Genomic DNA, 22169 nt, shown 5'->3' on the forward strand with positions numbered 1-22169 from the left:
GCCGTTACGATTTCGCGGAGATCGCGCTCAGCTCTTCGAGATCGAGATCCCGTTCCAGCTCGTCCAGCGTCTCGTCGTCGATGTCGCCGGCGCGGTGGAGCCGGATGAGTTCGCGGCGCCCGGTGGCGACGGCTTCGAGGATCAGGTCGAAATGGGCCTGGAGCACGGGCGTGTAATGCTCCGTGCGGGCGGCATAGTCGACGATCGACACGGCCCGGCGCTGATACCTCTCCAGCAATTGCGGGTGGATCAGTTTGCCGTCGCCGTCATAGGCCCGGCTTTGCACGGTCACGAACTGCGCCTGGGCCATGGCGGCTTCCGCCTGGCTCATGGTCAGGCGCGCCTTTTCCGATTCCGGTTCGCTCAGTCTCGCCCAGCCGATCACATATCCCAATGTCGTGCCTTGCAGGAGAACGGTTCCGAGGATGACGGCAAAGGAGGTGACGAGGATGAAATCGCGGCCGGGGAAACCCGCCGGCACGCTGAGCGCCAGTGCCAGCGTGACCACGCCGCGCACGCCGGCCCAGCCGAGCACGGCGGAACCACGCAGGCCGAGCGGCGTGTGGCGACGAAAGCCCAGCGCATTGCAGAACCCGATCAGGAGATCGGAACCGAAGACCCAGGCGAAGCGCGCGAAGGTCAGCGCAAGCAGGATCGCGAGCATCGGCCATCCCATGGTGGCGATCACCACTTCGAAACCGCCGCCGCGTTCGACGACGCCTCTAAGCGAAAGGCCGATCAGGATGAAGACGGCGGCTTCCATGAGGAAAACGAGGACTGTCCAGAAGGATGTGCCTCGCATGCGCGTTGCGGCGGAAAGAACGGTGTGCTGGTGCCAGCCTGCGATCAGGCCCGCCGTCACCGTGGCGATGACGCCGGAGACGTGGATGAATTCGCCGAGCAGATAGGATGTCCAGGAGAGCAGGACTGTGGCGGCGATCATCAGGTACTCGTCGCCGAGGCGGCGCACGAGCAGAACCCATGTCGCGCCGACGGCAATGCCGACGAGCGCGCCGCCGACCGACAGCACGAAAAAGCTCGTCGCCGCTTCGCCGGCGCTGAAGGCGCCGGTGACGCCGGCGGCCACGGCGAAACGGAAGAGCACCAGGCCGCTCGCATCATTGAGCAGGCTTTCGCCTTCGAGCAGGATCTGCAGGCGCCGCGGCAGCCTCACCCGCTCCAGCACGGCGCGGGCGGAGATCGCGTCCGGCGGCGAGACGATCGCCCCGAGCGCGGCGCAGGCGGCCCATGGGAGCGACGGGAAGAGAAGATGGGTCACCACGGCGACGACGACACAGGTGAAGAAGACCGCGCCGATGGCAAGCGAGGCGATGCCGATCATGTGGCGGCGCAGGCGCCTCAGCGCGATGGACCAGGCGCCATCCATCAGCAGCGGCGGCAGGAAGATCACCAGCACCAGCGCAGGGTCGACCTCGATGGTCGGCAGCCCCGGCACGAAGGCGAGCAGCGCGCCGCCGGCAAGCAGCGCCACGGACGGCGGCAGCTGAAGCCTGTGGGCGGCGTAATGCAGCGCGATGATCGCGACGAACATGCCGATGACAAGCTCGAACAAGTGTGTCGGGTCCATGCGCCTCCCCCGGACGGTGTTAAGACGGTCCTACTACAGAACGCCTTTTGCCGAAACCGTCAGCGGTGGCGCAAAGCGTCGAGCACCGCGAGAAATGCGGGTGAGGACTGGCGCCGGCTCGGATAGTAGAGATGGAAGCCGTCCCAGTGCGGCGAATATTTCCGCAACAGGCGCATGAGGCGGCCGTCTTCCACATAAGGCAGGATGATATCCTCGGGAATATAGGCGAGACCGAAGCCGTCGAGCGCTGCATCCAGCACGTCGAAGATATTGTTGAAGCCCACCTGGCCATCCACCCGGATCCTGAGTTCTCTGCCGTCTTCCTCGAACTCCCAGACGTAGAATGCGCCCGATGTCGGCAGGCGGAAATTGATGCAGCGGTGGTCGACGAGGTCCTGGGGATGCAGCGGTTCCGGATGGTTGGCTAAATAGGACGGCGCGCCGACGACGGCGAGACAGAAGTCGGGGCCGATGCGCGCCGAGATCATATCCTTCGCCAGGTGCTCGCCCATCCGCACGCCGGCATCGTAACGCTCCGTGACGATGTCGGTCAGGCCGTTGTCGAGCGCAAGCTCGACCTTCACGTCCGGATAGGCGGGAAGAAATTTTCTAAGCTTTGGCCATAAGAAATGCCTGATCGCATAGTCGGAGGCGGCGATGCGGATGGTCCCGGCCGGCTTGTCGCGAAGCGCGCTCAGCGCATCGATCTGCATTTCGATCTCGTCGAAATGCGGAGCGATGCCCTCGAGCAGCCGTTCGCCGGCTTCGGTAGGCGATACCGCGCGCGTGGTGCGGGTCAGCAGCCGCACGCCGAGCCTTGCCTCCAGCTGGCGGATGGTGTGGCTGAGCGCGGACTGCGAGACGCCCGATTTGGCCGCAGCCCTCGTGAAGCTCCGCTCGCGTGCCACGGCCACGAAAGCCATAAGGTCATTGATGTTCTCACGAGGCATTCATGAATCCTCTTCATATGATTGCGCTCGTTATAACGTCCGAGTGATGGCTGGGACAGCATTTGATTGCGGCCTGCGGTAACGGCGCAATCAAACATTCGCGAAGGCTCGACCGTCGCAATCAGCAAGGAAGGATGTCGCCCGGTTGCGGCGGATGACCTCAGGGTGCGTCCTTTGCAGCACCCTTCCGCACTTCGTCTTCCATGACGATGCCGTTCAGCGCCGCGACATGGTCGCTCAGCATCGGCACGTAATCGTCGCCATGGCCGGTTGCTTCCGCATGCGTGTAATAATGCCGGGCGGCCGAGGCCATGACGGACATCACCTGCGCGTCGGCGGCCATGTTGTTGATGTAGCGCAGGTCCTTCGCGGCATTGGCGATGGCGAATTTATGGGCGTCGCGATCGTGCTCGACGACATAGCGCATGAAAGTTTCGAAGAAGCCGTTTCCGAGGCGGCTCGGGCCGATCACCTCCCGGATCATCTGAGGCGAGATGCCGACTTTGGCGCCGAGCGTCACCGCTTCGGAATACAGCGCGCCGTAGCTCATGCCGATGAAATTCATCAGGAGCTTCATCTTGTGGCCGCTGCCGACGGGCCCCGTCCGGGTGATGCGGCCCGCCCAGCAGTCGATCACCGGCCGCACGCGCTCGAACAGCGCGTCGTCGCATCCGACCATGGCATCGAGCGTTCCTTCCTCCGCCTCCTTCGGGGTGCGCCCGAGCGGCGCATCGACCATATGCATTCCCCTGGAGGCGAGTTCGGCTGCGAGTTTTGCGGTCGAGCCGGGATCCGAGGTCGAGGTGTCCACCACGATGAGGCCAGGCCTGGCGCCGGCGAGAATGCCGTCATCCGCGCCGATCACGGCTTCCACCTGCGCCGAGGTCGACAGGCAGATGAAAATGATGTCGCACCTTGCCGCCATGTCGCTCGGGCTTGCGGCCTCCTTCGCGCCCATCGACAGCAGGCTTTCCACGGGTTTGCGGTTGCTGCGGCCGCGCACCCACAATTCGTAGCCCGCCTTGCGGATATTCTTTGCCATGCCGTGGCCCATGAAACCCAGGCCGATGAAGCCGATAACCGGTTTGTCACCCATGCTCGTTCCTTTCGCTCACGCGGCGTTGATGATCCGATGCCTTATCGATGGCGGGCAAGCCACGACATGTCGGGGTTGGCGACATCGCGCGGCAGATATTCCGCGCCGATCGGCTGCCGCCAGCCGAGTTCGGCGACGCGCGACAGCACATAGCCGTAATCGAGCTCGCCGTGGTCAGGCGTTCCCCGGTCCGGCACCGACGCGATCTGGACATGGCCGATCAGCGGCAGCAGCGTCTCGAAGCGGCGGGTCACGTCGCCCTCGATGATCTGGATATGATAGAAGTCGAACATCAGGCGCAGATTGGGCCTGCCGACCTCGCGGATGATGTCGGCCGCCTGCTCCGCGCCGTTCAGGAAATAGCCCGGCGCATTGTAAGGGTTGAGCGGCTCGATGAGGATGGTGACGCCATCCCCGGCGGCATCGCAGGCGTAGCCGAGATTTTCGCAGAATGCGCGCCGGGCGCGCGGCCCGCTGGAATTGCCGGCCATGACATGAACGGCCGATGCGGAGATCCCAGCGGCATAGGCAAGCGCTTCATCGATGGCCGCCCGCGCATCGGCTTCCCGCCCCGGCAGCGCGGAAAGACCGTTTTCCCCGATCGCGACATTGCCGCGGCTGGTGTTGAGGCCGAGCATCGAAAGACCGGTTTCCTCGAGCGCCGCCTTCGTTTCCGAAACGGGCACGCCATAGGGCCAGTGGCATTCCACCGCATCGAAACCGGCGGCTTTGGCCGCGCGAATGGCGTCGGGAAGGGGGCGATCGTTCCAGAGGAAGCCGAGATTTGCGGAAAACTTCATGCTTCCCACTCCACATTGAAATGCGTCACGATATCGGCAACCTGCCCCTTGTTCAAAAGACGCGGGCGGCAGCCGCAGGTCAGCACCGCAAGCCGCGCATTGGCTTCCAGCTCCTCGATCGCGTTGCAGGCCGCTTCCACATCCTTGCCGGCGACGACGGGACCGTGATTGGCGAGCATCACCGCGGAGCGCTTTCCGGCAAGCCCCCGCACGGCGTCGCCCATGGCCGGATCGCCCGGCCGGAAGAAGGGCAGGAGCTTCACCCGGCCAAGCTGCATGACGGCATAGGGCGTCAGCGGCGGCAGAAAGTCGTCCTCATCGACATCGGGCATCAGCGACCACGCCACGGCATGGCAGGAATGCAGATGGACGACCGCGCCCGCCTGGCTGCGCGTATCGTAGAAGGCGGTGTGCAGCGGCATTTCCTTGGTCGGCTGGTCGCCGCTCAGGTGCCGGCCCTCGGCGTCGAAGCGGCTGAGGCGGGAAGGATCGAGCCGGCCGAAGCTGGAGCCGGTCGGCGAGACGAGCAGCCCGCCATCCGGCGTGCGCGCCGAAATATTGCCGGTCGAGCCATGGGTAAGGCCGCGGTCGAACAGCGATTTCGCCAGGGTGCAGATGAGTTCGCGCAGGCGGGATTCTTCTGTCATGTGTCGAGCACCGTAAGGGCCTTAGCGAAAAAGTCTTCGCTGCCGAAATTTCCCGATTTCAGGGTGATGGCGACATCGTGATTTCCGGTGCGGGCAAAACACCAGGGCACGCCGGGCGCGATTTCGGCCCCGACATCGAGCCTCGATATGCCGAGGCTCTTGGTCACGGCACCCGACGTCTCGCCGCCGGCGATGACGAAACGCCTGACGCCAAGATCCCTTGCCTTGGCGGCGCAGGCGGCGAGGGTCTCTTCGACGAGTGCACCGGCGCGTTCGGTGCCGAGTTTCTCCTGCGCTGCGCGCACGGCGTCCGGTGCCGCGGTGGCGTAGATGATTGGCGTGGTGGCGAGATCTTGGCGCAAGAGCCAGTCGAGGGCCGCCTCATGTCCATTCTCGGCGAGTTCCAGCGGGTCCAGTTTCAGGCTTGGCCGCGGCTCCGACAGAAAGGCCGTGACCTGGCGGTTCGTCATGGCCGAGCAACTGCCGGAGAGAACGATGGCCGGCCCATTCTCGAAGCGGTGATCGCGGCCGGTCTCGTGGCGCGCGAGCAGACCCTGTTTCAGCCAGATCTCCGGCAGCGGCATGGCGATGGCGCTGCCGCCGGTCAGCAGCGTCATGTCATGGCAGGCCTCTGCGATCAGGAAGAGATCGTCATTCGCCACGGCATCGACGACGACGTGGGCAACGCCCTCGCTTCGCAGCAGCGCAAGCCTGTCGCGCAGCGCCGCCGCTCCCTTCGCCACGCTATGCCGGTTGGCAAGCCCGACGGGCGACGTCACCTGCGGCGCCAGCAGGCGGAGGAGGTTCGAATCGCGCATCGGTGTCAGCGGATGATCCTTCATCGGGCTTTCGGCAAGCGGCTGTTCGCCGACGAAGAGATTGCCCATGAAGATGGAGCGGCCGTTTTCGGGAAAGGCCGGGCAATAGATCGTCTGCTTGGTTCCGAGAGCCTTCATCAGGGCTTCGGCGACCGGGCCGATATTGCCCTGCGGCGTCGAATCGAACGTCGAGCAGTATTTCCAGAAAAACCGCTCGGCGCCGGCCTTGCGAAGCCAATCGAGCGCGGTCTGCGTTTCGGCCACCGCTTCGCCGACCGGCGCGGTCCGGCATTTCAGCGCGATGATTTCCAGCGGCGCGGTGTCGGCAGGCGGCTCCTGCGGCACGCCGATCCTCAAAGACACCCGCACGCCGGATCGCGCCAGCAGGCCGGCGAGATCGGTCGCGCCGGTGAAATCATCTGCTATCGCGCCAAAATATGTCGTCATGGACTCCACCCGCTCCGATGATTGCGACCCGTCGCCCAGATCAATCACCCATATCCGGCAGTTTTCAAGCCCACATCTCGCACAATTCGGAGTTTGCCGGATCGAATGTCGATGGCCTGATGTGCGGCACAATCGCCTTTGACGACTGGGTTGACGGCAGCCTCTTTCGGCATTCCCGGGCGATGCCGGCGGCGACCTCGGCAAACCTTGATGACCAGGATTTCCGTGCAACCTCTTCGGGAGCGCCACATCCCGGATTTTTATCTCTTAAAAGATGATAAAAACAATCATATTATATTGACACAGCTTGCATCGCTCCATAGGTTCCGCCCGCATCCGAGACTGGGGACCAAGCAATGGCGCATGTTTTTTTGAATGTTTCTAATAATGTATCGCGAATTTATAGAGATACCCTATTTGCCACGACCGCGATCGTCCTGATCGGTATTGCAGCATCGCCGGCCGCCGCCCAGAGCGCTTCCACAGGTGACACCGCGACGACGCTGGAACCGATCGTCATCCAGGGTGCAGCCTCTGATAGCAAGACCGACCGGACGTCGGTGACTGCCAAGAACAGCGCCGGTGCGACCAAGATCAGCACGCCGCTCGTCGAGACGCCGCGTTCGATCTCCGTCACCACCGAGAAGGAAATCGAGCAGCGCGGCGCGCAGTCGGTCATCGAGGCGGTGCGTTACACGGCCGGCGTGACGACAGGAACGAGCGGCTTCGATCCGCGTTTCGACCAGATCTATATTCGCGGCTACAACGCCACGACGGTCGGCGACTATCGTGACGGATTGCGCCAGCCCTATATCAATTACGGCACGTTCCGCACCGATCCCTATCAGCTGCAGCGCGTCGAGGTGATCAAGGGGCCGGTATCGGTTCTCTACGGCTCGGGATCGCCGGGCGGTCTCGTCAACAAGATCTCGAAGCTTCCGACCGAAGAGTCGATCCGTGAAGTCGGCATTACCTACGGCACCAAGGACCGGGTGCAGGGGATGTTCGATTTCGGCGGACCGATCAGCGAAGGCAACGACGATTTCCTCTATCGCATCGTCGGCCTCGCCCGCCGCGGCGACACCAATTTCGATATTGCCGACGACCGCTATTTCCTGGCGCCGTCCTTTACCTGGAAGCCTGACGAGGGCACGACCTTCACGGTATACGGTCTGGCGCAGTCCGACGAAACCGACGCCAATGTCGGCGCGATCACGACCGTGGACGGCAGGATTCTCGCTATCAGGCAGAGCGACCCCGACTATGACTACCAGAAGGTCAAGCAGCAGCAGGTTGGCTACCAGTTCGAGCATGAATTCGACAACGGCCTTACCTTCCGGCAGAACCTGCGTTATTCGCATCTCGATCTCAGGGCTCGCTACCTCGGCGTTACCGGCTGGACCGGGACCGTCGCGCATCGCGGCACGAATGCGATCCGGGACGAAATGAACGTCTTCCAGGTCGACAACCAGCTCGAAGCGAAGTTCGATACTGGTCCGCTTGCGCATACGATGCTGTTCGGGCTCGACTACACCAATCTCAAGTCGAGCTTTGGCTATGGCTTCGGAGCCGCCGATCCGGCATTCGACTTCGATATCGCCAATCCGACTTACGGAGTCTCGGGCTCAACGCCGGACTATAATTTCCTGGCTTCCGATGCCGATATGCGGCAGGTCGGCATCTACGCCATGGACCAGGTCGAGGTCGGAAACTGGCGCTTCAACTTCGGCGGTCGGCAGACCTGGGTGGACCAGACGCGAGATTCGACCTTGCCCTCGGTCAGCTCGGAGGATGTCGACAAGAATGCCTTCTCCGTACAGGCAGGCGCGCTTTACCTCTTCGACAACGGCATCGCGCCGTTCGTTTCCTACGCGACCTCCTTCGATCCGGTCACCAACCGATCGGCAACCAACACAATTCTTCCGCCGACCAAGGGCGAGCAATACGAAGTCGGCGTGAAGTACCAGCCTCCCGGCTCCGATATCCTGCTCTCGGCCGTCGCCTATCACATCGTCGAGCAGAATAAGCCGAGGCTCGCCGACCCACTGACCTTTGCCTACGACTCCCAGGGCGAAGTGACTGGAAAGGGTATCGAACTCGAAGCCCGCGCGGCAATCGCCGACGGTCTCGATATCATTGCGGCCTACACCTACAACGACTCCGAAGTGACCGGGGGTAACAACGTCGGAAATACTCCTGCCGTGACCCCGACCCATATTGCGAGCCTGTGGGCGAACTATACCTTCCAGGAAAGCAATCCCTTCAACGGTCTGTCGGTTGGCGCCGGCGTGCGCTACATCGGCGAGACCTGGACGGATGTCGCCAACACCTCGAAAAATCCTGCGACTTTCTATGTCGATGCATCGGCCTCCTATGATTTCGGCGCGGTCGGCAAGAAATACGAGGGCCTGACGGCAGCCTTCGCCATCCGCAATATTGCCGATGAGCGCGAAACAGTGTGCGAAGAGGGCTTCTGCTATCTCGGCCAGGGCCGCAACATGACCGGCACCTTGAAGTATCGGTGGTAGGCATGGCGGTGGAGATGAACGGGCCGTCAGAGCGTCCTTCGATCGCTGATCATTCCATCGCCCACCAGGCCGTCGATCTCGACGGCCTGGTGGGCGACGGCCCGTTCGCTTATTGCCGCGGCAAGCTGCTCAGTTCTCCCTCGCAGACGGGCCTGGTCGTTTCCTGCCGGGATCTCGGCGACCGCGACGTCTTTGACGGGATCATCGCCCGCTATGGCCAGAAGTTTCCGGGCAGCGACCGCCGCGCAATCGTCTCCATGTGGACGCTCTATTATTTCAGCATGCTGACGATCGCGCCGACCGTCCATATGTTCGTGAACCGCATCGCGCTGCCGATGGAGATCGACCGGCTCTCACTCGTCTGCAACGAACAGACAGGCGAGCCGGAAGCATTCGTGATGTCCGCCAGTCCTGAGCCGACTACCGATCCGGCCGGCGAGCTTCACCGGCTGATGCTCGGCCATGCCGAGCCCGTCATCGCGGCGATCGCCGCCAATGCCGGCGTCGCGCCGAAGCTCCTCTGGAACAATGTCGCGGCCTATCTCTCCTGGATTCTGAAAGAGATCGCCCATCGCCATGAGCTCGCCCTCGTCGAAGGCGGCCTGGCGCTGCTCGATGACGCGCAATGGCCGGGCGGCGGCCGCAACCCGATGTTCGGCATGATCCGCATGGCACGCCAGCAATGCGGCCTCGAATTCGCCCGCCGCAAGGTCTGCTGCCTGCGCTACAACCTGCCCGGCGTCGGCGGCTGCGGCGAAGCCTGCCCGCTGCCGGACGGGCGGCATTAGCGCGCTTCGGCAGGGTCTCGCGGAAGAATTCAAAAAAAGAGAGAGCATTTCCTCCGTTTCGAGAACGGAGGAAATGCTCCCAGTGCACTGACGTTTCAGGCGGGGATGACGCCCGGCGCTCTGCGTGGACGGAGCCTGTCGGCCGCCGCCTATGCCGCGTACCCGCTGCCGAAGGCGGCAACAACTCTGTTGCCGCGCGTCTGCACGGCCGAAGCGGGCGGTACGGCTGGCCCGGTTCGCAGATCATGCCGCTGATCGCTGCTCAATTTGAAGCGCTCGACCAACCGGCTGAGCGTCTTGGCCTCGTTCGCCAGGGAGGCACTGGCAGCGGTCGTTTCTTCAACCATCGCGGCGTTCTTCTGAGTGACCTGATCCATCTGGTTGATGGCGACGTTGACTTCGCTGAGGCCTACGGATTGTTCCCTTGCGGAGGTTGCGATCGCCTCGATGTGATCGTTGATCGTGGCCACATCTATTTCGATCGTCTTCAGAACTTCGCCGGTCTCGCTGACCAGTTTGACGCCGTCGCTGACCTCGGCGTTGGAGGTTCGGATCAGTGCTTTGATTTCCTTCGCGGCCGTCGCCGATCTCTGGGCAAGCTCCCGTACTTCCTGCGCCACGACGGCGAAGCCTTTGCCTGCCTCGCCCGCCCGTGCGGCTTCCACTCCGGCATTCAGTGCCAGGAGATTTGTCTGGAAGGCGATTTCATCGATCACGCCGATGATGTTGGAGATCTGGTTCGATGACTCTTCGATCCGGCTCATGGCGTTGACTGCCCTTGCGACAACCTCTCCGGAGCGCAGCGCACTGGTATTCGCCTGGTTCGCCACCGCTCTTGCTTCCTCGGCACGGTTCGACGAATTGACGACATTCGTGGTGATCTCGTCGAGTGCCGCGGCCGTTTGCTCGAGAGAAGCAGCCTGCTGCTCCGTTCGCGTCGAAAGATCGTTGGCTCCCTGGCTGATTTCGCGCGTGCCGCCGTCGATGGTCACTGTGGCCGTGGAGATTGCCGAGAGAGTAGCGGCCAGTTGTTGAACCGAACTGTTGAAGTCGTGACGCAGAGCTTCGAAATCGGCTGCAAAAGCGTCGTCCAGCTGGAATGCCAGATCCCCGGATGCGAGGCGCTTCAGTCCTACCGCCAGGCCTGACGTCGCCACGCGAAGCCGTTCGGCCGCCTCGGCTTCGGCCTGTTGCTGAGCAGCTACGCGATCCTGTTCGGCTTGGGCCCGCGCCTGCTCCGTTTCGGCCTGCAGCTGGCTGTTCGCGATGAGCGCCTGGCGGAACTTTTCTACCGCAGCAGCCATTTCGCCGATCTCGTCGCTACGCTCGCGTCCGGGTACTTCGCGCGTCGTGTCCCCGTTCCGCAATGAGTTCATATAGGCGGACATCCGAGTTAGCGGCGCGATAACGCGCATATGGCTGAGGACGATCGCAGCCACGCCGGCTGCGAATGCGACAGCGAGCGCAACGACGGCCGCCGTGACGCTGAACTCTACCGCGGCATTGGCCGTCGTCAGGTTGCTGCTGTTGTCGGCTACGTTCAAGTTGACGTCCTTCTGGATCAGGTCACCGGCTGCGTCGTAGTTCGTTTTGCCCTCGCCGAGCAGCAGCATCGTCGCATCGTCAGGCTTGCCGTTGTCCGCGAGCGCCTTGGCTCGCTGCCATACCTGCTGGTAGGCCGTGTCTGCGCTTACGAAGTCCTGATAGATGGCCCGCTCGGCATCGGTCGTGATGGCAGATTGGTAGTCCTGCAGGTCTTTGCCGATCTGCTCGGCCGTATCGTTCAAGCCGGAAAGAATCTCCTGGCGCGTTGCGTCGCGCGCGAGGACATAACCGAGATGTGCAACGCGCATATCGCCGTGGTCGACGTTGAGCTGGTTGAGCGTCAACATGGAGGGGACCGTATCGAAGGCGATCGACTGGCTGGCAGTCTTGATCGTGGAAAGGGATCGCAACCCCAGAATACCTTGCCCGAGCGAAATGGCGACCAGTGTTCCAAAAAGTCCGAACAAAGTAAATTTGAGGGTCATTCGCATGATGTCTGCTCCTTAGTCTTGCCGAGAGGCCTCGTGCGAGAACGGGAGCATCGGGATCCGTAAATTTTTATTAATCATGCGGCTTCCTCGTTTTTGTCGCTTCTTCCGCATTCGGGATGTGGATAGGCGTGCGCGTTGAGGATAGCTGCGGCGAGCCTATGCTGTATTAGCCAGGCAGAACATGTTGTATTCAGTTCGCGGCGGCTTTGGGAGAGTTGGCCGGTCAGGGAGGAATTGATGGCGGATGATCAAGGTTTGCCGTTCACCTTTCAATATGGCGGTTCTTCGTTTGATAACATGATCGAAACCCTCGGCGGCGCATTCGGGACATTTACCGCCGAGCCGGCGCGACGCAGCCGCGAATTCAGCTGGGGGATCGATCTTGCGGTGAGCGACAGGACGATACTGGTGCGAGGCTCACACCAGGACCAATTCACCTTTCGGGTGGAGCCGATTTCGGAAACGGCTCAATACTTGTGCGTCATCGTCCCACGCAATGGTGGCATGGGCATCACCCGCAGCTCCCGTTGCGGTCAGGCTTGCTCGAACAGGCTTCTTCTCTACACCAATTACGAAGCCGGCGAGGTGGCGATGTATGGTCAGAATAGTCTGATAGACGAGCTGTTGATCGACTGGTCCATCATTCGCCAAACCGTGGCGCAAATTTTCGAAAGACCGTTGGATGGGTCCCTGGAATTTCTGTTCGAATTGGACGGGACGACCGCGGCCGGCGCGACGATAAAAGGGCTCGCCGAGACGATCATCGACGGTATGAGTGGGGCCGGTCTCTTGATGAGGTCTCCCATTGCGATGGCGAATCTCACCCAGACCATGGCTGATCTCGTGGTTCGCCAGGTGCCGCATCGTCTAACGCCGTTTCTCGGCAAGAAAGTGCATATGATCGCACCGCGCCATGTCCGCCGGGCAATCGAATTCATGCATGAGAATATCGATCAGCCGATTACCATGGCGCTCGTCGCCGAATTCGTCGGGGTCTCCACCCGAGCTCTCGAAATCGGCTTCCGTATGTTCAAATACACGAGTCCGGCAGGCTATCTGCAGGCGTTGCGGCTACAGGCAGTCCGGCGAGATCTTCTCGATCCTGCAAATGATGAGAGCGTCAAATCTGTCTGTCTGAAGTGGGGTTTCTTCCACTTCGGGCGCTTCTCGGCCGTCTATGCCTCTGCCTACGGAGAAAAACCATCCGAAACGCGCCTGCGCTCCCGAGCCTTAAGATAGGAGGCGTGGCATAGGCGCGGCCGGATTCAGAAGGCGCGAAAAAGCCTGTCCCACAGCGCCCGCGCAGGCGATGCCAGTGGTTTCGATTCTTCGGTCGCAATCTTGATGTCTGGGCCACTCCCTTGTGTCGTGAATTCCGCAGTCATCCGGGCGAAATTGCTCGCCACCTCGGCAAAACGCACGGATCCGCTTTCGCCAAGCACTTTACGCAGCGTCGCTAAAGTCAGGTCGAAGTTCCTGTGAATCTGCTCGAACCGCCCGCAACTTCGTTTTTCTATGCGCACGGCAAGATCGCCGTCCGCGAGCGCCGAGACGACCCGGCTGATCTCGGAATAGCTTTCCTGCAGGACGGTGAGCAGTTCGTTGAAAGTTTCGGCACTTCGATTGAACTCCGGGTCTTGAAAGTTCTGCCGTATTCGCCCCGAGAAATCTCCCTGGGCAGCAGCGCTAGCCGCAGCAACGAGTTCCAGGCGGAATCGGCCGGCTTCTCCGTCCGCCCTCGGCTCTTCAGCTTCCAACAGTTCAAGCATATTGCCGCTCGTGTCCTGGTCGTTCACCGGGCCGAACTCCCTTGAAGCCCACGATAGCCGGACTGCGGCTTGAGATCGTACCGGGTCAGCATCTCTCAAAACCACACAGCCAATTGGTTTCCATTTTTCACGCCGGATTGGCAGGCGCGAGCTACGTGACGATCAACGGCTTGGTCTGATGGCCGTCTAGCACCTCACCCTGTTGGTTCGTGCATTGGCTCTCCTTGGCCGAGGCGGGTGCCGTATCGGATTCTGTTCGCGCGGCATTGGCGAGCCGCGTCAGCTTCGCAAACATGGCAACCAGTTGATCCATCACCGCTGCGATATTCGTACGGGCTTCTTCCAGCTGCTCTGCCGGCGAACTCGGTTCCTTTGCATCGCCTGAAGGATCTGCTTGCTTCCCGGGGAACGTGATTATGTTGCTCATGGGGCTCCCTATGAAATTGGTGGCAGATGATCGGCAAGCTCGCCTGATCATCCGGATGGCCATGCCTCGTGCAGGGCCTGCCTCTGCATTGGTGGAGCTATCCTTTACGGTGGATGAAGAACAAGCGGCGCGAGGAGATAGCTTCGCAGATCGGATACTGATTTGCGCACTTGAAGAGTGTCGGGACGCGATTCTCTGCGAACTGCCGCGCCCTCACGCCCGCCGGCGCAGAACGATCAGCAGCATCGGCGCTCCCACAAGGGCGGAGATCAAGCCGGCGGGCACCTGATAGGGGAAGGCGGCCATGCGGCCGGCCCAGTCGGCGATGACGAGCAGGGTCGCGCCGATGAGGGCGGCGGCGAGGAGCTGGGTGGAGGGGCGGCGAAGGCCGAGGCCGTGGGCGAGGTGCGGCGCCATCAGGCCGATGAAGCTCAAGGGGCCGACGACAAGTGTCGCGGCTGCCGTCATGATCGCCGAGAGCCCGAACAGGACCGCGCGCGTGGGGACGATCCTGAGGCCGAGTTCGCTCGCCGCCTCCGGGCCGAGCTGCAGCAGCGCAAGCCATCGGCTGGCGAGAAAGGCAGCGATGAGGCAGACAAGCGCGATCGAGAGGGCGCTTGCGGCAACCGCATTGTCGACGAAATAAGTCGAGCCGGCCATCCAGCGGATGAGCGCGAGGCCGCGGGGATCGCCGCTCGCGGCAAGGACGCCGATCCCGGCATCGAGCATCGCGCCGAAGGCGATGCCGGCGAGCAGCACGCGGTTCGGGCCGAAGCCGGAACGGGCGCTCAAGAGGAAGATCAGCATAAGCACGGCAAGCGCTCCGCCGCCGGCAAAGGCAAGCTGGACGGTGAGCCCCGGCGCTGAAAAGGCGAAGAGGGCGGCCGCGACGCCGAGGGTCGCCCCGGCCGATACGCCGAGCACTTCGGGGCTTGCCATTTCGTTTCCGGTCAGCCGCTGCAGAATGAGGCCGGTCACGCCGAGCACGGTTCCGGCGCCGAACGCCGCGGCGACGCGCGGCAGGCGAAGCGGGAGGATCTCGTCCCATGAGGCGGCCGGCAGCCAGCCCCAGGCGCCGTCGGGCGCGCGGCCGAAGAAGATCGCGGCGATCGCTAGTGCAACGACCGAGGCGAGCAGCAGGGCAAGCGGTGCCGTTTTACGGCCGGGCGCAAGCCGTGGCGAGGTCATGGCAGGCAGCGCGCGCGAGGCGGTGGCGAGGCGCGGCAGAAGCGCTATCAGGATCGGCCCGCCGAGCAGTGCCGTCACCGCGCCCGTCGGCACGAAATCTCCGGGAGCAAGAAGCTTGATGGTCTCGTCCGTCAGGAGGAGAAGGCCGGCGCCGGCAACGGGCGACCAGACCAATTGACTGAGGATGCGCCTGGCGCCGGCCAGCCGGACGATCTGCGGGGCGACCAGCCCGATGAAGCCGATGACGCCGACGGCGCTGGTGACGAGGGCGCTCAGCGCAATCGCGATCGCCAGGACGAAGCCCCGCGCCCATTTGATCCGCAGGCCGAGGCTGGTTGCGCCGGCATCGCCGAGCTGGCTCAGCGCCAGCGGCCGCGTGGCGAGAAGGGCAAGGGCGGCAAGCAGCGCCACCTTCGGCAGCAGCGACAGCGGGATCGCCCAGCTTTGCTGCGAGAGCGAGCCGGCGCCCCAGATGAAGATGCCGGAGAGATATTGATCGTTCATCAGAATGAGGATCGCCGCCGCCGCGCCGCACCAGAGGCCGATGATCATGCCCGACAGGATGAGGGAAAAGGGCGAAAAGCCGTGCCGGGCGCTGATCGAAAAGATGGCGAAAGCGGCAGCGGCACTTCCGCCGAGCGCGACCGCGTCTCGGCCCCATCCCGCCAATGAGGGGACGGCGAGCATGGCGGAAACCAGCGCCAGATTGGCGCCGGCCGAGACGCCGAGCGTCGTCGGCGAGGCCAGCGGATTGCGCAGCACCTGCTGCAGGATCGTTCCCGACAGCGCGAGCGCGGCTCCCGTGATCAGCGCCGTCGCCATGCGCGGCAGCGTGGAATAGAGAAGCAGCAGGTGCTGGGCGTCGTAACCGCCCGTCGTCTCCAGATGCGGCAGCGCCGGCAGGAGATCGAGAGCGGCCAGGCTGAGGCCTGAAAACAGCAGCAGCGCCGCAAGTGCCGGCGCGCCGAAGTGGGAAAATTGCGCGTTCATCAGGCGGCAGTCTCCAGAACATCGACCATCAGGGTCGAAAAGCGCAGCGCCTCCTGGACCATTCCAAACATCAGGACGCCTGGAACGACCGAGATCCGCTGCCGCCGGACGAAGGGAAGGCTGGTCCAGAGCGGGCTTTCGGAAAGCCGGGTCAGGACATCGGGCGGAAGCAGCGGCGACACGACGACGAGGTGGGCTTCTTCGCCGAGTTCGGCGAGCTGCTCCAGGCCGATCGTCTGAAATCCCCAATAGCTCGCCTCGCCCTTCCAGGCATTCTCCAGGCCGATGCGTCTCATGGCGCCGCCGTAAAGCCCGGGGCCGCCATAGATGCGCGCATGCCTCTGGTCGATGAAATTGATGACGGCGACAGGCGGCGCGGACAGGCTTTTCACCCGCTCGCGCAACTGGCCGAACGTCGCATCGGCGCGGGACAGAAACGCCTCCGCTTCCCGCTGTCGCCCGAGCATGGCGCCGAGACGCAGCGTTTCGGCATAGGAGCGGTCGAGCGCATCGCCGTTCTCGGCATAGACGGTGAAGGTCTCCACGGGTGCGATGCGGGACAGCTTTTCATCCAGCGCCGCCAGGAACGGCGTGCTGAGGATCAGCGACGGCCGGAGGCTGGTGAGAACTTCGAGATTGATCTCCGACGTGGTGCCGACATCGACGACATCAGGCGGCATAGACGGCTCGACAACCCATTCCGGCCAGTTCCGCAGCGCGGCGATCGCACGCGGCACGCTGCCGAGCGCCAGCATCGTCGATGCCAGTCCGTAATCGAGCGAGACGACCGCACCATCGCGGGCGCGCGCGACGAAAGGTGTGCTGGTCATTGCCAGCGCGCCCAGAAGAAAGTCCCGTCGTCTCAAAGCGCGGTCTCGCTCGGCTGTTTTCCGGCGAGCGGCTTGACCATGAAGAGGCAGGGATGGTCTTCGTGCCAGAGCTTGGCAAACACCTCCGCCCTGACGAAGCCGTTCCGGTCGTAGAAGCGGCGGGTCGCCTCGAATTGCGGTTCGTCGCGGCCGCGCGGCGCCAGTGTCTTGACCGTCAGCAGCCGGGCGCCCGATTGATGGGCGAAACGTTCGGCCGCGTCGACGAGATGCCGTCCGGCGCCGTGGCCGTGATATTCCGGCCGCGTCGCGATCAGCGCGATCTCGACAGCGCCGGGCAGGTGCGGCTTCAGCGCGATCATGGCGGTGACGACATCCGCCTCGACATAGCCGAACACCGGCAGATCCTCGACTGCCTCCGCGCTCGCTTCGATGACCTCGGGTTCCGAAAACCAGTCGGGCAGGGCGCCCATGATCGATCGGCAGAGCTCCGCCTTGCCCGTCAGGATCTCAACTGTTCGTCCCATTTTTTCTCGTCTCCGGTCGGCCGATTTAAACTTGACTCCTGTTATCACCTTAAATTAGACACTGCAATCAAATCGTGTACCTTTGTTCAAAGGCAGCACCGAGGCCGAACCGACCAGCAACGACAGAGCCTGATTTTCCATTTGTAAAAAGGGTACAGGACAATGCGAGCATCGCATCGTGATGTGAACGGAAATGCGGTTGTCAACGCGATGATCGAAAACAAGGAGAAACTCCTTAAAACGATTGAAAGCGTTGTCAAATCAAGGTCATATTCTGAGGATATATTTCAGGATGGCGTCATCAAGGCTTACGGGGTGAATGTCGAAGGCATTCGTTGCCCCATCGGTTACGCATTCCGGATGGTCTATAACCTCGCGCTTGACGAGAGCCGGCGGCGGCGTCAGCAGATGAACAACTATAGGTCGATAGACCAGGTGCAGGAGATTACCGCTCCGATCCCGACCGTGCTCGACCAGCTCGTCGCCGCCGAGACTTTACGCGATGTGCTCGCCTCGCTGGAAGCGCTGCCGAAGCGGACCAACGACGCCTTCATCCGCCATCGCCTGAACGGCGTGCCGCAGAAGGATATAGCGGCCGAACTCGGCGTATCGAGGACGCTCGTCAATTTCATGATCAAGGCGGCGGAGCAGCATTGCCATTCGGCGATCACCGAACCCGCCAGCCCCGATCATGAACCTCGCCGGGATACTACCGCCGTGCGGCGTGCAGCGCCTGCTGCAGGTCGCTCCACAGCAGTTCCGGCTCTTCCAGCCCAACGGCGAAACGAATTGTCTGTTCGCTCACGCCGAACCGGATGAAAGTGGTCATCCGGTCGGGGATCTGCAGCGCGACCTTGGCCGGGACCACGAGCGTTTCCGGTCCTCCCCAGCTGACGCCGAGGCGGATCTCGCGAAGCGCGTTGACGAAGCGCGCGACATCGATGTCGGGCGTGAGGTCGAAGGCGAAGAGCCCGGCATAACCCGACAGCGTCGCCCGGCCGGGATGATCCTGAAAGGCCGGGTGGCGGACGCGGGCGATGTCGGGATGTTGCTTCAGCCGGTCGGCGAGCAGAAGCCCGCTGCGTTCATGTTCCTTGAGCCGGACGCGCAGCGTGCGCATGCCGCGCAGCAGGAGCCAGGCCTCGAAGGGCGAAAGCTTGGCGCCGACATAGGGATAGGAGGTCGAGTTGATCTTGGCGATCGCCTCCTTCGTGCCGACCACAACGCCGGCGACCGTATCGCTGTGGCCGCCGAGATATTTCGAGGCGGCGTGAATGACGATATCGACGCCGTGCTGGATCGGCTTCTGGAAGAGCGGCGTCGCCCAGGAATTGTCGATGATCGTGGTGACGCCGGCCTCCTTCGCCATGGCCGACAGCGCCACGATGTCCTGAAGCTCGAAGACGAAGGAGGAGGGGTTTTCGAGATAGAGCAGCTTGGCGCCGGGCAGCGCCTTGCGCACCTCGTCATGGTCGGAGGGATCGACGAAATCCACCGTGACGCCGAGCCTGCCGAGCAGCTTCACGAGAAGGCGGTAGACGTCATTATAGAGGTGGCGGACGGCGACGACCCGGTCGCCCACTTCCACGAGGCTGAGAATGGTCGAGGTGATGGCGGCCGTTCCGCTGGAAAAGGCGCGCCCATCCTCCGCGCCTTCGAGGCGGGCGACCAGGAGCTCGAATTCGCGCACGGTCGGATTGTCGCCGCGCGAATAGATGAAGTTGCGCGCCCGGCCGGCGAAGACATCCTCCATCGCCTCATAACTGTCATAGGTGAAGAGCGAGGTCTGGAAGATCGGCGGCGACACGGCGTTGAAGGCCGTGGGATCAACGGGCGTGAAGAGATCGTCGGCGGCCGCATGGGCGCCAAGGTCGCGCGGGCTGAAGGACTGGTTCATGATGATCCTTTCATGGACAAAAGCGGGGATGGGGACGGATAGCGCTCAGAGGTTCGGCCGAGCGCTGCCGAAGGGCGCCGAGCGACCTTGCCAGGCAGAAGCATGACAGCAGGCCGGTGAGCGCCGAGGCCAGGAACATGGCCCAGAGCAGGCCGGAAAAACCGAAGAAGGGCGGCAGGAGGGCAAGCAGCGGAAAGAGAAGATATCCGTTCTGCGCCAGGCCGACGGCAAGGGCGGCTTTCGGCCTGCCCTGCGCCTGGAAGAGGATCAGCACGGTCTGCCTGAGGCCGAACAGCAGGAAGGGGAGATGGGTCGCGATGATCGCCTGGCCTGCGATCGACACCACGGGCACATCGTCGGTGAAGAACGAGGCGAGGTGTTCGGAAAAGATGATCGCCGCCAGCCCGTAGACGCCGCCGACCGCGCTGGTGACGGCGGTCAGCATCCGGGCTGACGAGAGCACCCGTGATATATCCCCGCGGCCCCAGGCAAAACTCAGGATGGCCTGCGCCCCGAGCGAAATGCCGATGACGGGAAGTGCGCCGACCGCGAGCAGCCGCAGGGCGATCCCGACTCCGGCAATGCCGTCCTCGCCATGATAGGTGCCGGCGACCGACAGCATCGCGGCGATTGCGCCGGCCGTCGCAAGGCTCGTCAGCGTCGTCGGCGCGCCCACGGCAAGCACCGGCCTGAGATGCCTGAGATCGCCGAACCGCCAGCCCAACGTCAGCCGGATCGTGCCGAGCCGTCTCGCGTGATAGGCGCCGTAGATGGAGAGCGCCACGAGCTGGGAGAGGATCGTTGCGATCGCCACCCCCTGCAGGCCGAGGCCGAAGCCGAAGATCATGATCGGATCGAGGACGATGTTCAGCGCGAAGCAGGCGACCAGCGTCCACATGCTGAAGCGGGCATTGCCCTCGGCGATCGCCAGGAAATCGAGAATGATCTGCGCCATCGTCAGCGGGATCGAGACCGCGATGATGAGGAGATAATGCTGCGCAAGCGGCTCGATGGCGGGTGTCGCGCCGAACAGCAGGAAAGATGGGAACGCGACGATGACGACCGCGCTTGCCGCGCCGAAAAGGACGCCAGCTGCAAGGCTGATCGAGGCCAGCGTGCTCGCCCGCGACCGGTCGCCGGCGCCGAGCGCCCGTCCGACCTCGGTCGCCACGCCGACGCCGATGCCTTCGCCGAAGGCGGCGACCAGCATGAGGATCGGCAGCACGATCATGATCGCGGCGATCTGATCCTCGCCGATCATGCCGACGAAGATCATGTTGATCGTGTGATGCGCGGCATTGATCGACAGGCCGAACATGGCGGGCAGGCCGAGGCGCAGCAGCAGCCGGAAAAGCTGTGGGCTGGCAAGATCTTCCGGGGCAAGCCGCCGTTTCCGCAGGCTGCCGCTCATCTCGCTCATGTCGTTCATGATGCGGGCACCCAGAGATGATCACCGAAGAAGCGCTCGCGGGTCAGCATGACGAGAAGCGCCCGCTTGTGCGGAAAATCGAAATGCTTGACCTTGGCAAAGCCCGAGCGGTCGAGATTGCGGATCTGCTGCTCGTGGCTGGCGCGCGGCTCGCCGACGATGCGCTTCGTGCGGGGATCGTCGAGGAAGATGAAATGCATCAGCGAGGGAAGCCAGGCGCTGATCCATTTCTTGCCGCGATAATCCGGCTCGCCGATCGCCACATGCCATCCACGATCGTAATCGTCGGCATCGTAATAGGGACCGAGCCTGTTTTCCTTGGCCCAGTAGACCTCGAAATAGCCGAAGGGAATATCGGCGAAACTGCCGATCAGCGGCAGGACATGCGGATCGGCGATCCTTTCTTCCAGGATCTCCCGGTGCTTGTCGATCGAGCCCGCATCCTCCCAGATCGTGTTGACCTGCTCGTCGTTCATCCAGCGATGGAAGGCCGCAAGATCGGTTTCGGGATCGGCCACCCTGAAACTGATGTCCCGTTCCAGCCATGGGATGAAGCGCTGGTAGACCGTGCCCTTCGGCTTTGCCGGCCGGCGCGGATGATAACGGCCTGCCGTCATCTCCTGCACGGGCGGCAGCGGATAGGACATTTGCGGCAGCCACGGGGAGGGCCATTGCCAGAGGATGGCGGAATCGAGCCGTCCGTCGATGCCTGAAATGTGCCGGGGAAGGCTAGGCTGATGGCCTTCGAAAGCGACCGATTTGATCGAGCGGTCTTGCGCCGTCACCGCTTCGGCGGCCGCCATGAGAAGCTCCGCCGATTGCACGGGATTTCCCTCGTAGAAGGTCAGCGAGGCGATGCCGGCTTCGACTTCGAGGGCGACTTCGTGATTGCCGTGTGCGGTGTTGAGATGGACGATATTGGGGGCAAGCCTGACATAGCTGCGCGCCTGCAGAGCCCGCCTTTGCTTGGCGGCGTCGAAATCCATGATGTTCTCCTTCATCGGCAGGGCTTTAGATGCTGCGAGCATGAAGCCCGCTCCTGCGCCGATTTGGTAGAATGACGATCCATCCCTGGGCGGATTTAGGGGTAAACGAAGAAAAAAATTCTCAGCAATTTTCTAAACTCCAGCAGGGGGGATCCGTCATTTGCGCATGACGACAATCTCTGCAGGAGCTTCGAATGGATAATCTTGAGCCCCGCGACGATCTCTGGATCGTCGTCCACGACACCGAGCATCACTACTCGATCTGGCCGCAGGACAAGCGGATTCCGGTGAGCTGGCAGGCAGCGGGTTTTGCCGGTTCGCGCCAGGAATGCCTTGCCCATATCCGTGACGTCTGGGCCGATCCGCGCCCGCTTTCCCTGCGCTCGGCCATGTCAGCCGATGCGCGTCTCTGAAAAGGTCTGGATGGCAAG

At 62.9% G+C, this 22169-nt stretch carries 20 protein-coding genes; 5 read left to right on the plus strand and 15 right to left on the minus strand.

Annotation, left to right across the window (positions count from 1 at the left end; genetic code table 11):
* Positions 1-4: 4 nt before the first annotated feature.
* The 6 genes from ATY78_RS19740 to otnK form a co-directional block, all read right to left on the minus strand.
* Entirely contained in the window at positions 5-1588 is a 1584-nt protein-coding gene (locus ATY78_RS19740) for a Na+/H+ antiporter (protein ID WP_088683999.1), read from the minus strand.
* Positions 1589-1647: 59 nt separating this feature from the next.
* Positions 1648-2538 (minus strand): LysR family transcriptional regulator, encoded by an 891-nt coding sequence (locus ATY78_RS19745; RefSeq protein ID WP_088684000.1) that lies wholly within the window; start codon positions 2536-2538, stop codon positions 1648-1650.
* Between the two features lie 160 nt (positions 2539-2698).
* Positions 2699-3634 (minus strand): NAD(P)-dependent oxidoreductase, encoded by a 936-nt coding sequence (locus tag ATY78_RS19750; RefSeq protein WP_088684001.1) that lies wholly within the window; start codon positions 3632-3634, stop codon positions 2699-2701.
* Between the two features lie 41 nt (positions 3635-3675).
* A complete protein-coding gene (locus ATY78_RS19755; RefSeq protein ID WP_088684002.1) occupies positions 3676-4434 on the minus strand; it encodes a TIM barrel protein in 759 nt (252 codons plus the stop codon).
* Positions 4431-5081, minus strand: a complete 651-nt coding sequence (locus ATY78_RS19760) for an aldolase (RefSeq protein ID WP_088684003.1) — start codon at positions 5079-5081, stop codon at positions 4431-4433. Before ATY78_RS19760 ends, ATY78_RS19755 begins: the two co-directional genes overlap by 4 nt.
* On the minus strand, positions 5078-6346 hold the full coding sequence (gene otnK / locus ATY78_RS19765) for a 3-oxo-tetronate kinase (RefSeq protein ID WP_088684004.1): 1269 nt from the start codon (positions 6344-6346) through the stop codon (positions 5078-5080). The genes ATY78_RS19760 and otnK overlap by 4 nt, the downstream gene beginning before the upstream one ends.
* Before the next feature lie 356 nt (positions 6347-6702).
* Here otnK and ATY78_RS19770 point away from each other — a divergent pair, with 356 nt between their 5' ends.
* Positions 6703-8874, plus strand: coding sequence for a TonB-dependent siderophore receptor (locus ATY78_RS19770; RefSeq protein WP_088684005.1), 2172 nt, complete (start codon positions 6703-6705; stop codon positions 8872-8874).
* Positions 8875-8876: 2 nt separating this feature from the next.
* A complete protein-coding gene (fhuF, locus tag ATY78_RS19775; RefSeq protein WP_088684006.1) occupies positions 8877-9662 on the plus strand; it encodes a siderophore-iron reductase FhuF in 786 nt (261 codons plus the stop codon).
* Between the two features lie 149 nt (positions 9663-9811).
* Here fhuF and ATY78_RS19780 read toward each other — a convergent pair whose 3' ends face one another.
* Positions 9812-11698 (minus strand): HAMP domain-containing methyl-accepting chemotaxis protein, encoded by a 1887-nt coding sequence (locus ATY78_RS19780; RefSeq protein ID WP_088684007.1) that lies wholly within the window; start codon positions 11696-11698, stop codon positions 9812-9814.
* 237 nt (positions 11699-11935) lie between these two features.
* On the opposite strand from ATY78_RS19780, the gene ATY78_RS19785 reads away from it, so the two are divergent.
* Complete coding sequence (locus ATY78_RS19785; RefSeq protein WP_088684008.1) at positions 11936-12937, plus strand: AraC family transcriptional regulator; 1002 nt, start codon at positions 11936-11938, stop codon at positions 12935-12937.
* 26 nt (positions 12938-12963) lie between these two features.
* Here the strand turns inward: ATY78_RS19785 and ATY78_RS19790 are convergent, their stop codons facing one another.
* The 5 genes from ATY78_RS19790 to ATY78_RS19810 all read right to left on the minus strand — a co-directional run bounded on the left by ATY78_RS19790 (position 12964) and on the right by ATY78_RS19810 (position 17426).
* Positions 12964-13494 carry a hypothetical protein gene (locus ATY78_RS19790; RefSeq protein ID WP_088684009.1) on the minus strand — a complete coding sequence of 177 codons (531 nt, stop codon included), beginning with the start codon at positions 13492-13494 and terminating at the stop codon, positions 12964-12966.
* 124 nt (positions 13495-13618) lie between these two features.
* Positions 13619-13894: a hypothetical protein gene (locus ATY78_RS19795; RefSeq protein ID WP_141105656.1), complete on the minus strand. Its 276-nt coding sequence runs from the start codon at positions 13892-13894 to the stop codon at positions 13619-13621.
* A 213-nt stretch (positions 13895-14107) separates the two neighbouring features.
* The gene (fhuB, locus tag ATY78_RS19800; RefSeq protein ID WP_088684011.1) at positions 14108-16072 is read right to left on the minus strand and encodes a Fe(3+)-hydroxamate ABC transporter permease FhuB; all 1965 of its coding nucleotides are present in this window, start codon (positions 16070-16072) and stop codon (positions 14108-14110) included.
* Positions 16072-16902 (minus strand): iron-siderophore ABC transporter substrate-binding protein, encoded by an 831-nt coding sequence (locus ATY78_RS19805; protein WP_088684012.1) that lies wholly within the window; start codon positions 16900-16902, stop codon positions 16072-16074. Before ATY78_RS19805 ends, fhuB begins: the two co-directional genes overlap by 1 nt.
* A 32-nt stretch (positions 16903-16934) precedes the next feature.
* Positions 16935-17426 carry a GNAT family N-acetyltransferase gene (locus ATY78_RS19810; RefSeq protein ID WP_088684013.1) on the minus strand — a complete coding sequence of 164 codons (492 nt, stop codon included), beginning with the start codon at positions 17424-17426 and terminating at the stop codon, positions 16935-16937.
* Positions 17427-17588: 162 nt separating this feature from the next.
* Between ATY78_RS19810 and ATY78_RS19815 the strand changes: the two genes are divergently transcribed.
* Complete coding sequence (locus tag ATY78_RS19815) at positions 17589-18245, plus strand: sigma-70 family RNA polymerase sigma factor (RefSeq protein ID WP_088684014.1); 657 nt, start codon at positions 17589-17591, stop codon at positions 18243-18245.
* Here ATY78_RS19815 and ATY78_RS19820 read toward each other — a convergent pair.
* Genes ATY78_RS19820 through ATY78_RS19830 form a run of 3 tightly spaced genes read right to left on the minus strand, consistent with a single transcriptional unit; the run spans position 18136 to position 21738 of the window.
* Entirely contained in the window at positions 18136-19323 is a 1188-nt protein-coding gene (locus tag ATY78_RS19820) for a PLP-dependent transferase (protein WP_088684015.1), read from the minus strand. The genes ATY78_RS19815 and ATY78_RS19820 overlap by 110 nt on opposite strands.
* A gap of 10 nt (positions 19324-19333) precedes the next feature.
* The gene (locus ATY78_RS19825) at positions 19334-20752 is read right to left on the minus strand and encodes an MATE family efflux transporter (protein ID WP_088684016.1); all 1419 of its coding nucleotides are present in this window, start codon (positions 20750-20752) and stop codon (positions 19334-19336) included.
* On the minus strand, positions 20749-21738 hold the full coding sequence (locus ATY78_RS19830; protein WP_190237501.1) for a GNAT family N-acetyltransferase: 990 nt from the start codon (positions 21736-21738) through the stop codon (positions 20749-20751). The genes ATY78_RS19825 and ATY78_RS19830 overlap by 4 nt, the downstream gene beginning before the upstream one ends.
* A 194-nt stretch (positions 21739-21932) precedes the next feature.
* On the opposite strand from ATY78_RS19830, the gene ATY78_RS19835 reads away from it, so the two are divergent.
* Positions 21933-22151 carry an MbtH family NRPS accessory protein gene (locus tag ATY78_RS19835; RefSeq protein WP_088684018.1) on the plus strand — a complete coding sequence of 73 codons (219 nt, stop codon included), beginning with the start codon at positions 21933-21935 and terminating at the stop codon, positions 22149-22151.
* Positions 22152-22169: the final 18 nt, after the last annotated feature.

The organism is Rhizobium sp. R635, assembly GCF_002211285.1.
Lineage (GTDB): Bacteria > Pseudomonadota > Alphaproteobacteria > Rhizobiales > Rhizobiaceae > Rhizobium.